Source organism: Rhizobium glycinendophyticum, from assembly GCF_006443685.1.
Classification (GTDB): domain Bacteria; phylum Pseudomonadota; class Alphaproteobacteria; order Rhizobiales; family Rhizobiaceae; genus Allorhizobium; species Allorhizobium glycinendophyticum.
Window position 1 is genome coordinate 2,765,204 of sequence record NZ_VFYP01000001.1, and the last position, 12,752, is coordinate 2,777,955.

At 62.7% G+C, this 12,752-nt stretch carries 14 protein-coding genes; 9 read left to right on the forward strand and 5 right to left on the reverse strand.

Translation table 11 applies throughout. The annotated features are described in order from the left end of the window. Positions 1-166 precede the first annotated feature (166 nt). Positions 167-1,753 (forward strand): trimethylamine methyltransferase family protein, encoded by a 1,587-nt coding sequence (locus FJQ55_RS13535; protein WP_140828616.1) that lies wholly within the window; start codon positions 167-169, stop codon positions 1,751-1,753. A gap of 4 nt (positions 1,754-1,757) precedes the next feature. Here FJQ55_RS13535 and FJQ55_RS13540 read toward each other — a convergent pair whose 3' ends face one another. Beyond that, the gene (locus FJQ55_RS13540; RefSeq protein WP_140828618.1) at positions 1,758-2,435 is read right to left on the reverse strand and encodes a helix-turn-helix transcriptional regulator; all 678 of its coding nucleotides are present in this window, start codon (positions 2,433-2,435) and stop codon (positions 1,758-1,760) included. Between the two features lie 83 nt (positions 2,436-2,518). Here FJQ55_RS13540 and FJQ55_RS13545 point away from each other — a divergent pair, with 83 nt between their 5' ends. From FJQ55_RS13545 to FJQ55_RS13555, 3 genes are read left to right on the forward strand one after another with little or no spacing between them, the layout of a single operon-like run. Next, entirely contained in the window at positions 2,519-2,818 is a 300-nt protein-coding gene (locus FJQ55_RS13545) for a hypothetical protein (protein WP_140828620.1), read from the forward strand. A gap of 6 nt (positions 2,819-2,824) precedes the next feature. Further along, a complete protein-coding gene (locus FJQ55_RS13550; protein ID WP_140828622.1) occupies positions 2,825-3,940 on the forward strand; it encodes a DNA alkylation repair protein in 1,116 nt (371 codons plus the stop codon). Further along, positions 3,937-4,239 carry a DUF1905 domain-containing protein gene (locus FJQ55_RS13555; RefSeq protein ID WP_140828624.1) on the forward strand — a complete coding sequence of 101 codons (303 nt, stop codon included), beginning with the start codon at positions 3,937-3,939 and terminating at the stop codon, positions 4,237-4,239. Before FJQ55_RS13550 ends, FJQ55_RS13555 begins: the two co-directional genes overlap by 4 nt. A 33-nt stretch (positions 4,240-4,272) precedes the next feature. On the opposite strand, the gene FJQ55_RS13560 is transcribed toward FJQ55_RS13555, so the two are convergent. Together FJQ55_RS13560 and FJQ55_RS13565 are read right to left on the reverse strand one after the other, a co-directional pair. Further along, positions 4,273-4,848, reverse strand: a complete 576-nt coding sequence (locus tag FJQ55_RS13560; protein ID WP_140828626.1) for a cytochrome b/b6 domain-containing protein — start codon at positions 4,846-4,848, stop codon at positions 4,273-4,275. Then, complete coding sequence (locus tag FJQ55_RS13565) at positions 4,848-5,114, reverse strand: PepSY domain-containing protein (protein WP_140828628.1); 267 nt, start codon at positions 5,112-5,114, stop codon at positions 4,848-4,850. The genes FJQ55_RS13560 and FJQ55_RS13565 overlap by 1 nt, the downstream gene beginning before the upstream one ends. Positions 5,115-5,248: 134 nt before the next feature. Here FJQ55_RS13565 and FJQ55_RS13570 point away from each other — a divergent pair, with 134 nt between their 5' ends. The 4 genes from FJQ55_RS13570 to FJQ55_RS13585 all read left to right on the forward strand — a co-directional run bounded on the left by FJQ55_RS13570 (position 5,249) and on the right by FJQ55_RS13585 (position 9,391). Further along, positions 5,249-5,617, forward strand: a complete 369-nt coding sequence (locus tag FJQ55_RS13570) for a PepSY domain-containing protein (protein WP_140828631.1) — start codon at positions 5,249-5,251, stop codon at positions 5,615-5,617. Beyond that, positions 5,617-6,282: a response regulator transcription factor gene (locus FJQ55_RS13575; RefSeq protein WP_140828633.1), complete on the forward strand. Its 666-nt coding sequence runs from the start codon at positions 5,617-5,619 to the stop codon at positions 6,280-6,282. The genes FJQ55_RS13570 and FJQ55_RS13575 overlap by 1 nt, the downstream gene beginning before the upstream one ends. Next, the gene (locus FJQ55_RS13580; RefSeq protein ID WP_140828635.1) at positions 6,279-7,652 is read left to right on the forward strand and encodes a sensor histidine kinase; all 1,374 of its coding nucleotides are present in this window, start codon (positions 6,279-6,281) and stop codon (positions 7,650-7,652) included. Before FJQ55_RS13575 ends, FJQ55_RS13580 begins: the two co-directional genes overlap by 4 nt. A gap of 314 nt (positions 7,653-7,966) precedes the next feature. Further along, positions 7,967-9,391: a DEAD/DEAH box helicase gene (locus FJQ55_RS13585; RefSeq protein ID WP_140828637.1), complete on the forward strand. Its 1,425-nt coding sequence runs from the start codon at positions 7,967-7,969 to the stop codon at positions 9,389-9,391. An 87-nt stretch (positions 9,392-9,478) separates the two neighbouring features. On the opposite strand, the gene FJQ55_RS13590 is transcribed toward FJQ55_RS13585, so the two are convergent. Together FJQ55_RS13590 and FJQ55_RS13595 are read right to left on the reverse strand one after the other, a co-directional pair. Then, the gene (locus FJQ55_RS13590; RefSeq protein WP_140828639.1) at positions 9,479-10,363 is read right to left on the reverse strand and encodes a DMT family transporter; all 885 of its coding nucleotides are present in this window, start codon (positions 10,361-10,363) and stop codon (positions 9,479-9,481) included. A gap of 34 nt (positions 10,364-10,397) precedes the next feature. Continuing rightward, entirely contained in the window at positions 10,398-10,973 is a 576-nt protein-coding gene (locus FJQ55_RS13595; protein ID WP_140828640.1) for a DUF998 domain-containing protein, read from the reverse strand. Positions 10,974-11,342: 369 nt separating this feature from the next. Between FJQ55_RS13595 and FJQ55_RS13600 the strand changes: the two genes are divergently transcribed. Beyond that, positions 11,343-12,752, forward strand: coding sequence for a circularly permuted type 2 ATP-grasp protein (locus FJQ55_RS13600; RefSeq protein ID WP_140828642.1), 1,410 nt, complete (start codon positions 11,343-11,345; stop codon positions 12,750-12,752).

Here is a 12,752-nt window from a genome sequence, read left to right on the forward strand (position 1 = left end):
GCCCGCTTTCACTTTAAAAGATAACCCGAATGTAAAGTTTTATGCGCGCGCGCCCTCCTGCCGCGGCCGATGTTCCAGATGAGCCGGTTTTCGGTCGCAAATGGCAATGCGTTTACGACGCCAAACCTGCGAAACTTCGTGTCGAGATTGAAACAATGGATCGATCATGAGCGACATTACCAGCGCTTCCTTACCCGAGACTGAAACCTTCTCTGCAGGCGGCGAACGACGTCGGCGCACGGGCGGGCGCGGCGGCGATCGCGGACGCGTTTCGGGTGGCGCGAAGTATCGCAACCTGGTCAATCGTCTCGCGAAGACCGAACTTCTCGACCCGCAGGCGCTGGACGACATTCACGACGCCTCGCTGACGATCCTCGAAGAGATCGGCATCGACGTGATGCTGCCCGACGCCCGCGCCATCATGAAAGCTCATGGGGCCGATGTCATCGAGGGCTCCGACCGCGTGCGTTTCGACCGCGGCCTGATCATGGACATGATCGCCTCGGCCCCATCCGAATTCACCATGCACGCCCGCAATCCCGAGCGGCATGTGAAGATGGGCGGCAACAACCTCGTCTTCGCTCAGATTGCGTCGGCTCCCTTCGTCGCCGACCGCGAGGGCGGCCGCCGCGCCGGCAACCAGGAAGATTTTCGCAAGCTGGTCAAGCTTGCCCAGTGTTACGACGTGATCCACACGACGGGCGGTTACCCCGTGGAGCCTGTCGATATCCACGCGTCGGTGCGCCATCTCGACTGCCTGTCCGACATGGTGAAGCTGACTGACAAAGTGTTTCACTGCTACTCGCTCGGCAAGCAGCGCAATCTCGACGGCATCGAGATCGCCCGCATCGGTCGCGGCGTCTCGATGGAGCAGATGGAGAGTGAACCCTCGCTCTTCACCATCATCAACTCCTCCTCGCCGCTGCGTCTCGACGGCCCCATGCTCCAGGGCATCATCGAGATGTCCTCGCGCAATCAGGTCGTGGTGATGACGCCCTTCACCCTTGCCGGTGCCATGGCACCGGTGACGATCGCCGGCGCCCTCGTGCAGCAGAATGCCGAAGCGCTTTGCGGCATCGCCTTCACTCAGATGGTCCGTCGCGGCGCGCCCGCCGTTTATGGCGGCTTCACGTCCAATGTCGACATGAAGACAGGAGCACCCGCTTTCGGTACGCCCGAATACATGAAGGCGGTCATAGCCGGCGGCCAGCTCGCTCGCCGCTACAAGCTGCCCTACCGCACCTCGAATACCAACGCCGCCAATACGCTCGACGCCCAGTCGGCCTACGAGTCTGTATTTTCGCTCTGGGCGCTGACGCAAGGCGGTGGCAATTTCATCATGCATTCCGCCGGCTGGACCGAAGGCGGCCTCACGGCCTCCTTCGAGAAGTTCATCCTCGACGTCGATATGCTGCAGATGGTGGCGGAATTCCTCACCCCCCTCGATGTCAGCCAGGATGCGCTGGCGCTCGACGCCGTGCGCGACGTCGGCCCCGGCGGCCACTTCTTCGGCACCGCCCACACGCTCGCCCGCTACGAGACTGCCTTCTATTCGCCGATCCTGTCGGACTGGCGCAATTTCGAGACCTGGACGGAAGCCGGCCGCCCGACCACTTACGACCATGCCAACCGGGTCTTCAAGGAAAAGCTGGCGAATTACGAACGCCCGCCGATCGACCCGGCCATCGAGGAAGAGCTCGACGCCTTCGTCGCGAAACGCAAGGAAGAAGGCGGGGTTGCGACGGATTTCTGATGCGTCAGGCCAACTGCTTCAAATACGCCTGATAGGTCTGGTGCGGTTCAGGCTCGAACCGGTCGCCCATCACTTTCCAGTCCTCGACCCGGTCGAGGCGGAAGTCGCGAAAGCCGGCCCGCATCTCGCACCATGCCGTCATCACCCAGATCGCCCCGAAGACGGACAGCCCCAGCGGCCAGATGACGCGCTGGCTGCGCTCGCCCGGCAGAGAGTGATAGGCGATCCACACCTTGCGCTTTGACGACAGCGCCGAACGCACGTCGCCAAGGCAAGCCGGCACCTCCGGCTGGGCCGATGAGCGAAAGGCATGGATCGGTGCCGAGACCAACCGTTCGGCATGCTCCTTGGGCAACATGCCAAGCATCTTGTCCTTCGCCTCCCGTGCCGCCTGCCCGAGCCGCGGATCCCCCAGCATCTCGACCGCCCGAAGCCCGAAGGCGAGCGCCTCCAACTGTTCGAAGGTGAAGGTCAGCGGCGGCGCATCGAATTCTTCGCGCAGCATGTAACCCACCCCGCGCTCGCCCTCGATCGGCGCGCCGGAGGCGACCAGATGGTCCATGTCGCGATAGATGGTGCGCGGTGCGACCTCCATCTTCTCGGCGATCTCGGCCGCCGTCATGGCACGACCGGTCGAGCGCATCAGCTGGATGATCCGGAACAGGCGATCGGCAGGACGCATCGGAGGCCTCTTTGCAAGGTTGTGGCCAGAAGGTTGTCAGTTGGGCCGTGTTAGGTCAAGCACCGTCAACCAGGAAAAGCCCAATGACCCAGAAAACCGTTCTCGAACTCGCCGTATGCACCGTCGCCGACAAACCGGCCGCGGAAAAGGCGCGCCAAGCTGCCATGGCGGCGGTCAAGACCTATCCCGGCTTCATCAGCTGGCGGGCACTGACCGCGCTCGAACAGGGTGATTTGATTGCCGATCTCGTCGAATGGTCGGATAAGGAGAGTGCCGATGCGGCAGCCATGAAGGTGCAGGCCGATCCCGCCTTCGCTCCCTATATGGCGGCCGTCACCGGTGTTACCGTGATGGAGCACTTCGCAACCGAAGGGACGATCTGAGCCGCGATGCCGGAAGCACTCAAGCACCTGATCGGCGCAGGAACCGCCCGCGACACGGCCGATGCCCTGGCGCGGGCCTGGGAACCCTTCGACCGCGCCGGTTTCCTCGCCGATATCCTGCCGGTCATCGACGGGCTGGAACTGCTGCAACGCGGCCAATGCATCGCCGACGCACTGCGCCGCCATCTGCCGGACGATTTCGCGGCGGCGGCAAAGATCCTGCACGCCTGCCTGCCGTCGCAGGAACGGGCGGCTCTGTCCGGCTGGGCGCTGCTCTCCTTCAACCAGTACATCGCCACCCATGGCGGCGGCCACCTCGAGACGGCGCTCGATCTCCTGAAGGCGCTGACCCCGCATTTCACCGGTGAATTCGGCATCCGCCCGTTTATCGCCCGGGAACAGGACCGTGCCCTCGCCCTCATTTCCGGCTGGGTCACTGATCCCGACCATCACGTCCGGCGCCTCGCCAGCGAAGGCACCCGCCCGCGCCTGCCCTGGGCCATGCGCCTGCCGGCCCTGGTGCGCGATCCGTCCCCGATCCTGCCGATTCTCGAAGCGCTCGTCGACGACCAGGAAGACTATGTCCGCCGCTCGGTTGCCAACAGCCTCAACGACATCGCCAAGGATCATCCGGATCTGGTCGCCGATTTCGTCGAACGCCACATTGCCGGCGCCTCGAAAGACCGGCTCTGGCTGCTCAGGCACGCCTCGCGCACCCTGATCAAGAAGGGCCATGGCAAGGCCCTCGCCAATTTCGGCTACGAGCCGCTGCAGGACGTGACCGCGATGCTGGAATTGCGGCAGGACGGTGTTGCCTTCCCGGGGGAACTCGGCTTCCGGATCGAGTTGGAAAATACGGGAGCATCTATGCGCACGGTGCTGCTCGACTACGCAATCCACCACCAGAAAAAGGACGGCTCGCTCACGCCAAAGGTCTTCAAGGGCAATACGCTCACACTGGCGCCCGGCCAAACCGCGACAATTGACAAGCGCCACGCGCTCCGCCCGATCACCACCCGTGTCTATCATTCCGGCCGTCACCGCCTGGAGATCCTGCTGAACGGCATGTCTGTCGCAACATCCGACTTTCAGCTCGATCTCAGCCCCGGTGAGGCGACATGAGCGACGGCAGCCACGCGATCCGCTTCGAAGCCGAGGTGGTGCGCTTCGACGGCCCCGGCGGCTGGCACGGCGTCTTCCTGCCACCGGATGCGGCGTCAGAAGCCCGCTTCTTCGGCCGCGCCAATACGTTGGGTGCAATCACGGTGCGCGCGCAGATCGGGGTGACAAAGATCAAAACCTCGCTCTTCCCCGACAAGCGCCGCGACAGCTTTCTCCTACCGCTCAAAGCCGAGCTCAGAGGCCGCGAAAACATCGAGGAAGGCGACCCGATCACGGTCACCCTCCTTGTCGATACGTGATTGCGTAACCAGGAGGCCTGATCCGAACGGATCTCACTCGGCCCGCTTCTTGCCCGTGACCATCGCCCGCACCAGGTTCTCCCCGTGCTCCAGGCTTGCAAGCAGCACGCCCGCGATGTGCATGCTGATGAGGCCGAGTGTCACGTAGACCAGCACCTTATGCGTATCCTCCACCCATTCGATGCCCCAATAGGCGTCCGTCGTCATCATATAGCCGGTGGTCACGATACCGGAGATCATCAGCAGCAGCGCAATGACCATGGCGCCGCCGGCGGGATTATGGCCGAGATAACGCTTCGCCCGCATCGCTGCGGTATCCACCAGAAACCGCAAGACCGTCACGGGACTGTAGATGAAGCTCGAAAAGCGCGCATGTTCTGTGCCGATAAGGCCCCACAGCACCCGGAACGTCACGAGCGCGCCGATTACATAGCCAGACACGATATGAGCGGACTTCCACTCGTCGCCGGTGAAGAACGAGAAGGCAAAACAGCCGACTAGCGCCCAGTGAAACAGGCGAACGAAAGGGTCCCAGACCTTGACCAGTGCCGGCCGCTGGGTGCGGCCGGACTGGAGGGTGCCGGGCACGCTGTGCTCGGCATCCGTCATCACTCGGCTCCAACCTGTTCGCCGGTGGCCGGGTTGAAGATGGCTTCGACCTTCTTGCCGTCCTTGATGCCGTAGACTTCGTAGCAGCCGTCTTCGACCTTTACCTGGCGCACGTCGTAGCCCATTTCGGTTGCCTTGGCCTTCATGGCGTCTTCAGTCATCCACTTGTCCTTCGGCGCATCGCACTTGGCGCTTTCGTCTTCGGCCTGGGCAAAGCCGGCGAAAGAAGCAAAGGTGATGAGCGAAAGAGCAATGAGCTTGTTCATGAGAGATGTCCTCGTAAAGACGACGAGGCGGGATTGCCTGGCGTCGTTGGAGAGACCCTAGCCACCATCGACTGAGCGATACCTGACGCCGAATGTCAGCGAAATTTCAGCTTTTGGATGATAGGGTATGACCGATGATCCACACACCGCGCTCCCTCGTCTCGCGTCTCGCGGCCCTCGGCCCGACCCTGGCCCTGACACTCGCCCTGATCGGCCTTGTCGCCACGCTTCCGACCACCTTACCGGCGCAGGCCGATGACGAACGTCATGAGAGCGCCCACGACCATCTGCGAGACGGGGTCGCGAGCGGCCGGATCAAGTCTCTGGCCGAACTGCGGCGCACGGTCCTGGCGCGTGTTCCGGGAGACATCGTCTCCGCCCGCGTCGAACAGGAACATGGCCTGGAGCTTTACGAGTTCCGGGTCTTGCGCGCGGACGGCCGGCTCGTTGAAGTGGAAGTCGATGCCCGCACGGGCGAGATCCGGGAGATCGAGAACGACTGATGCGCATCCTTCTGATCGAAGACGACCCGCGGATCGCACGCGATGTGACCACTCATCTGGAGCGGGACGGATATGTCGTCGTGCACGAAGCCGATGGTGAGGCCGGCTGGTTTACCGGCGATGAGGAAGACTTCGCCGCCGTCGTGCTCGATCTCGGCCTGCCGGGCATGGATGGGCTCGCTGTGCTGAAGCGCTGGCGCAATGCTGGAAGGCGTATGCCCGTTCTCGTTCTCACGGCCCGCGGCAACTGGCAGGAACGAGTGGAAGGCATCGACGCCGGCGCCGATGACTATCTGCCGAAACCCTTCCAGATGGCGGAGTTGCTTGCCCGTTTGCGGGCAATCATCCGGCGCACTGCCGGCCAGGCAAGCCCTGTGCTGGAATTCGGCGACATCTCAATCGACACCCGCAACAAGTCTGTGAGCCTGACCGGCCTGCCAGTCGACCTCACACCACTGGAATACCGCTGCCTGACCCATCTGGCGCTAAACGCCGACCGACATGTGTCGCAGGCAGAACTGACTGAACAGCTTTATGCCCAGGATTTCGAGCGCGACAGCAACTCGGTCGAGGTCCTGATCGGCCGCCTCCGCCGCAAGCTCGGCCGTGACGCCATCACGACCCGCCGGGGCTTCGGCTACAGGATGGGCGGTGCCGACCCGTGAACCGCTCGATCCGCATCCGCTTCGTCATCGTCTCGCTGCTCAGCGTCGCGGCAGCCCTGTCGCTCGCAGCCTTCGCCTTTGTCGAACTCTTCACCCGCAGCATCGAGCACCGGCTGGATCAGGAACTGACCGATCATCTCAACAACATCGCCGGCCAAATCGAATTTGCCCCTGATGGTGCAGTCCGCCTGCCCGACCGGCCGACAGACATCCGCTTTTCCACTCCCTATGGCGGTCTCTATTGGCAGATGACGGACGACAGCCGTGGCACGCAAACGCGCTCCGCCTCGCTCTGGGACTACGCGCTTCCCCTGCCCGACGATCCGCAGGAAACCGGGACCGTCCACCGCTATAACCTTCCAGGCCCCGATGGCGAAACCCTGCTGGTGCAGGAACGCAAGATAATCGCCAGGGCACCGGATGGCGAAAGGTCGCTGCGCCTCGCCGTCGCGATAGACACAGCAACCGTCACCGAAGCCCGCCAGGCCTTCGTCGCCGACATCATTCCTTACATCCTCGCGCTCGCAGTCTTCCTTGTTGCCGCCTCGGTCGCGCAGCTGACCTTCGGTTTGAAACCTCTGTCAGCCATTGGCGAAGGTCTGGAGCGGATCCGCGCCCGCCAGGCGACCCGTCTCACCGGGCCCCTTCCCGGCGAATTGATGCCAGTGGTCGATGCAATGAACCGCCTGCTTGACGATCAGGACGTCCTGATCGCCCGGGCCCGCGCACGCGCTGCCGACCTTGCCCACGGCCTGAAGACCCCCCTTACCGTCCTGGCGAACGACGCCGGCACACTGCAGGAGCGTGGCGAAGTGGAGATCGGCGCGGAACTTGCGCATCTGGCCTCCGTCATGCGCAACCATGTCGACCGCGAGCTTGCGCGTGCCCGGATCGCCGCGACCGCCAGCCTGCGCACCGCCGATGCCGACCTCGGCCAATGTGTGGCGATGATCGTGCGCACCCTGAAACGCACGCCCGACGGCGAGCGTCTCGGCTGGACCATAGCGGTTCCGGAAGGCCTGAAGCTCGGCGTCGATCCGAGCGACCTGCAGGAACTGATCGGCAACATCATTGAAAATGCCGTCAAATGGGCAAAGGGTCGGATCGATATCGAAACGAGCACTTCTCCCTCCGGCGTAAATCTGGTGATCGCCGACGACGGCCCGGGCGTGGGGATAACCGACCTGAAACGCATGACCGAACGCGGCGTGCGCCTCGATAGCCGCATGCCCGGCACCGGCATCGGGCTTTCCATTGCCGGCGACATTGCCGACGTGTACGGAATCGGCATCGAGATTACCAATGGCGAGAGTGCCGGATTACGCGTTTCGCTCCATTTCCAGCCGCCGCTCCCGTCTCCAGACGCCTGACATCACGCGCCGGAGGCAGCGGCTTCGGCGATTGCGGTTCTTTCGCACCGCAAAACAAAACTTGACTTCTGAGGCAAATAGGCCCATCTGCAGGTCAGCTTTTCCCTTCCGGCCGCCGCGTGAGCGTGCCCAGCGACATCTGAGACGCGACGAAGGATAAAGCGCATGACATCAGGGTGGACATTCCACCGATGCGCTTGGAAAGCTTTTTTCCAACTTACAAGTTCCCAAATCACGCGGGGTTCTTGACGCCAATGCCAACCGGCTCGCGAAGAACGCGTTCCGGGGTTTGTGCATTTGGCGCCCCGAAAGGTATGACTTTGACAACTTTCGCTGAGCTTGGCCTCTCCGAGAATATCGTCGCAACCCTGACTGCTCTTGGTTTCGCGACCCCCACTCCCATCCAGGAAAAGGGCATCCCCGTCGTTCTCGGCGGCCGCGACCTGATCGGTCTCGCCCAGACCGGCACCGGCAAGACGGCCGCTTTCGGCCTGCCGATGATCGAGATGCTTCTCAAGGACGAGAAGCGCCCCGATAACCGCACCACCCGCGCCCTCATTCTCGCCCCGACACGCGAACTGGTGAACCAGATCGGCGACAACCTGCGCAGCTACCTGCGCCGCCTGCCGCTGAAGATCAACCAGGTCGTCGGTGGCGCCTCCATCGGCAAGCAGCAGCTGCAACTCGAAAAGGGCACCGACATCCTCGTCGCCACCCCCGGCCGCCTGCTCGACCTGATCGCCCGCAACGCGATTTCGCTGCGCGCCGTGCGTTACCTCGTTCTCGACGAAGCCGACCAGATGCTGGATCTCGGCTTCATCCACGACCTGCGCAAGATCTCCAAGATGGTCCCGCCGAAGCGCCAGACGCTTCTGTTCTCGGCCACCATGCCGCCGTCGATCGCTGATCTCGCGGCAAGCTTCCTGACAGACCCGCTGAAGATCGCCGTGACGCCTCCGGGCAAAGCTGCCGACAAGGTCGAACAGCATGTGCATTTCGTTGCCGGCCAGAACGCCAAGACGGAAATGCTCAAGAAGATCCTCAACGACAATCCGGACGGCCGCTCCATCGTCTTCCTGCGCACCAAGCATGGCGCGGAAAAGCTGATGAAGCACCTCGACGCCACCGGCTACTCGGTCGCCTCCATCCACGGCAACAAGAGCCAGGGCCAGCGCGAGCGTGCCTTGAAGGGTTTCCGTGACGGCGAGATCAAGACGCTGATCGCCACCGACGTTGCCGCCCGCGGCATCGACATCCCGGCGGTCTCCCACGTCTTCAACTACGACCTGCCGGAAGTTCCCGATGCTTACGTTCATCGCATCGGCCGTACGGCTCGTGCCGGTCGTGACGGCATCGCAATCGCCTTCTGTGGTCCGGACGAAGGTCGCCTACTGCGCGACATCGAAAAGCTGATGAGCATCGAGATCCCGGTCGCCTCAGGTGAACCGCCGGCAAACCTCGCACGCCCGGCACGTCCGCAGCGTCGCGGCGGCGGTGGTGGTGCAGGTGCTGGCGGCAACAACCGCAATCACCAGGGCCAGGGTCGTGGCAAGTCCGAAGGCGGCGCCAAGGCGGATGGTCGTCCGGCCAAGTCCGGTCACCGCAAGGGTGGCAATGGCGGCGGCAACGGCAATGGTGGCAACCGCTCGGCCAATGGCAATGGCCAGAGCCGTGGCGGCAACGGCCAGGCCCGTCCTGCCCGCTCCGGGACAGCCGGCGGACGTCGCCGCGAAGCCTGAGGATTTGCCTCTAACGCATTGAAAGATGGCGCGGCTTCGGTCGCGCCATTTTTCTTCGTTCCAGGGGAATGAACTTTGAGGAGCCACTCAGACCGGCGGCACCGCCGGCTTGCGGTTGGTGAGATAGACCCCGAGCACCACCACGCAGGTCCCGATGATCATCGGGACCGTCAGATGCTCGCCGAAGGCAATCGCCGCTTCGATCGCCGCAAGCGGCGGGATGAGATAGATGAGCGACGCCGCTTTCGAGACGTCTCCCTTGCGGATCAGATAGAGTAAGAGCGCAATCGCTCCCATCGAAATGCCGAGCACCGACCAGGCGAGCGTCGCGAAGAAACCGAAGCTCCAGTCGATATGCATGTCCTCCAGAAGGAAGGCAGCGGGAACCGTGACCAGAAGCGCCCCGACATATTGCAGCGTCGCCACCACGCGCAAATCCCCCTCCTTCAGATAGCGCTTCTGATAGATCGTGCCTGCGGTCACGCAGGCCATGGCGAGCACGTTGATTGCCACCGCATAGACGGGGATCGTCTCGGCATCGATCACCACGATGTTCGGCAGAACGGCAATCGCGATGCCGACAAAGCCGACAAACAGCCCGATGCGCTGGGTCACGCTCAAATCTTCGCCTATGAGATAGGCCGCTGCCACCCCGGTCATCAGCGGCTGCAGCCCGGCAATGATGCCCGACAGGGCCGCCGGCACCCCCTGCCCGATCGCCCACCACACCATGCCGAGATAAAGCCCGTGCAGAAAGACGCCGGAGACGATGGCATGCAGCCAACCGTTTCTGTGCTTTGGCCAGGCGACACCACTCACCCGACAGAGGATGAAGAACAGCACCACCGCCACCCCGTAACGCACCACGAGGAAGGTCAGGGGATCGGCATAGAGGCCGCCGTATTTGGCGGAGACCCAACCGGTCGACCACAGGAGGACGAAAAGCACAGGCGCGATACGGGAAAGGGTCATAAAGGATCTTTTACTGGTGAGAAGGAAACAGTCGTCATGCGACCGCGAAAGCAAACAGGCCGAGCCAGACCATGGTCGAGAGGATGAATGCCCGTTCTGCAAAGCCGAAGAGCGCTCGAAGGGCGGGAAGGAGCGCAACAACGGTTGCGGCCAGCGACACGGTCGCGATCAGATGCAGGCCGGAGAGCCAGGGCAGAGCGGCAAGGGAAACCACACGTTCTGCCGCCCCGTTCAGCACATCGACCGCCATATAGACGAGAGCAAAGCCTGCTATCGCGAACAAGAGATGCAGCCGGCCGGTCCTGCTCTTCGCCATGCCGCCGAGATCAGTCGGAAAGCGCAACACGCCCAGCCTGATGACCGCGAGCAGCAGCAGATAGACGCCGGCCCGCAGCGGCAAGCGTTGCGAAACAGCCACCGCCGCGCCCAGGCTGGCGACAGCCGCGCAACCGGTGAGCACATAAACCGCAAAGAGTGAGCGCAGCGGGCCCGTGCCGTAGTCGCTGACGGGTTCGCGCAGACGATATTGCGGCCCCCGCCAGTGCAGGACCGCGAAGAGGGTAAGTTGGCAAAGCGCAAGGCCTGCGGAAAGCAAGGAGAGTGAGGACATGAGTGAAACTGCGCGCAGGAAAGGGCACCGGCAACCTAACGCCGGAGCCTCCGCAGTTCAAAGGACTTTTGCTGCAGTCCCTCTTCAGTTTTCCTTACAGGACAACGGCAATTTTTTCCACCGACCAATCGACTAGTTTTTGAGCAGAACCTGTCCAAAAACTTCTGGTCAGCGCAGGTTGAGGATTGGCGACCCGGCTGCGAAGCACCCAAAAACGAGAAATAAAGCCGATCAGGAGTCTTAACATTAGGCAAATGCCGATTTTATTGACATCCGCCCAAGGTGGAAAATTCTTCGTCACCTCCGGCGTGGACCGCTTGCATTGCCAAAATGGTTGTACTCAAATGACAAAAAAAGGGGACGGCGCCATTGGCATTTGATGAAATGATCACCGCGGACAACGGGCCGCGTGTACCCTATCAGAACTACCACGACTGGTACTCCAGCCAGGATCCCGCAAGGCTCTTGGCGAAGTCCAGGGACGCGGAGAACATCTTCCGCAAGACCGGCATTACCTTTGCGGTCTATGGTCACGAGGACTCCTCCGAAAAGCTCATCCCCTTCGACATTATCCCGCGCATCATCTCCGGCCGCGAGTGGCGCAAGCTGGCCCTCGGCATCGAACAGCGCGTGCTGGCGCTCAACGCCTTTCTCGACGACATCTACCACAAGCAGGAGATCATCAAGGCGGGCCGCATTCCCCGCGAGTTGATCGAGAAGAACGTCGCCTTCCTGCCCGAGATGATCGGCTTCCGCCCGCCCGGCGGCGTCTATACCCACATCGTCGGCACCGACATCGTCCGTACTGGCGAAGACCAGTTCTACGTGCTGGAAGACAATGCCCGCACGCCCTCCGGCGTCTCCTATATGCTGGAGAACCGGGAAACCATGATGCAGATGTTCCCCGAGCTCTTCCAGCTCAACAAGGTACAGCGCGTCGAGGATTACCCCTATCTTCTGCGCCAGTCGCTCGCCTCGCTCGCGCCTCCCGGCTGCAAGGGCAAGCCGCGCGTCGCGGTGCTGACGCCCGGCATCTATAATTCCGCCTATTACGAGCATTCCTTCCTCGCCGACATGATGGGCGTCGAACTGGTGGAAGGCTCGGACCTGCGCGTCATCGACGGCAAGGTGAAGATGCGCACGACGCGCGGCTACGAGGCCATCGACGTGCTCTACCGCCGCGTCGACGACGACTTCCTCGATCCGCTCACCTTCCGTCCCGACAGCTGTCTCGGCGTGCCCGGGATCATGGATGTCTACCGCGCCGGCAATATCACCATTGCCAATGCGCCCGGCACCGGCATTTCCGACGACAAGGCGATCTACAGCTACATGCCAGAAATCGTCGAATTCTACACCGGCCGCAAGGCGCTGCTCGAAAACGTGCCGACCTGGCGCTGTTCGGAGGCCGACAGCCTCAAATACGTGCTCGAGCATCTCGAAGAACTGGTGGTCAAGGAGGTGCACGGCTCCGGCGGCTACGGCATGCTGGTCGGCCCGACGGCCTCGAAGAAGGAGCGCGCCGACTTCGCCGAAAAGCTGAAGGCGCGACCCAGCAACTATATTGCCCAGCCAACACTGTCGCTGTCGACGGTGCCGATCCTGGTCAACAAGGGGATTGCCCCCCGCCACGTCGACCTTCGTCCTTATGTCCTCGTCTCCGACAAGGTGCAGATCATCCCCGGCGGCTTGACCCGCGTGGCCCTCAAGCAGGGTTCGCTCGTGGTCAATTCCAGCCAGGGCGGCGGCACCAAGGACACCTGGGTATTGGAGGACTGA

Coding starts and splice junctions, on each gene's coding strand:
- FJQ55_RS13535 (WP_140828616.1), top strand. CDS start 167: ATGAGCGACATTACCAGCGCTTCCTTACCCGAGACTGAAACCTTCTCT.
- FJQ55_RS13540 (WP_140828618.1), bottom strand. CDS start 2,435: ATGCGTCCTGCCGATCGCCTGTTCCGGATCATCCAGCTGATGCGCTCG.
- FJQ55_RS13545 (WP_140828620.1), top strand. CDS start 2,519: ATGACCCAGAAAACCGTTCTCGAACTCGCCGTATGCACCGTCGCCGAC.
- FJQ55_RS13550 (WP_140828622.1), top strand. CDS start 2,825: ATGCCGGAAGCACTCAAGCACCTGATCGGCGCAGGAACCGCCCGCGAC.
- FJQ55_RS13555 (WP_140828624.1), top strand. CDS start 3,937: ATGAGCGACGGCAGCCACGCGATCCGCTTCGAAGCCGAGGTGGTGCGC.
- FJQ55_RS13560 (WP_140828626.1), bottom strand. CDS start 4,848: ATGACGGATGCCGAGCACAGCGTGCCCGGCACCCTCCAGTCCGGCCGC.
- FJQ55_RS13565 (WP_140828628.1), bottom strand. CDS start 5,114: ATGAACAAGCTCATTGCTCTTTCGCTCATCACCTTTGCTTCTTTCGCC.
- FJQ55_RS13570 (WP_140828631.1), top strand. CDS start 5,249: ATGATCCACACACCGCGCTCCCTCGTCTCGCGTCTCGCGGCCCTCGGC.
- FJQ55_RS13575 (WP_140828633.1), top strand. CDS start 5,617: ATGCGCATCCTTCTGATCGAAGACGACCCGCGGATCGCACGCGATGTG.
- FJQ55_RS13585 (WP_140828637.1), top strand. CDS start 7,967: ATGACTTTGACAACTTTCGCTGAGCTTGGCCTCTCCGAGAATATCGTC.
- FJQ55_RS13590 (WP_140828639.1), bottom strand. CDS start 10,363: ATGACCCTTTCCCGTATCGCGCCTGTGCTTTTCGTCCTCCTGTGGTCG.
- FJQ55_RS13595 (WP_140828640.1), bottom strand. CDS start 10,973: ATGTCCTCACTCTCCTTGCTTTCCGCAGGCCTTGCGCTTTGCCAACTT.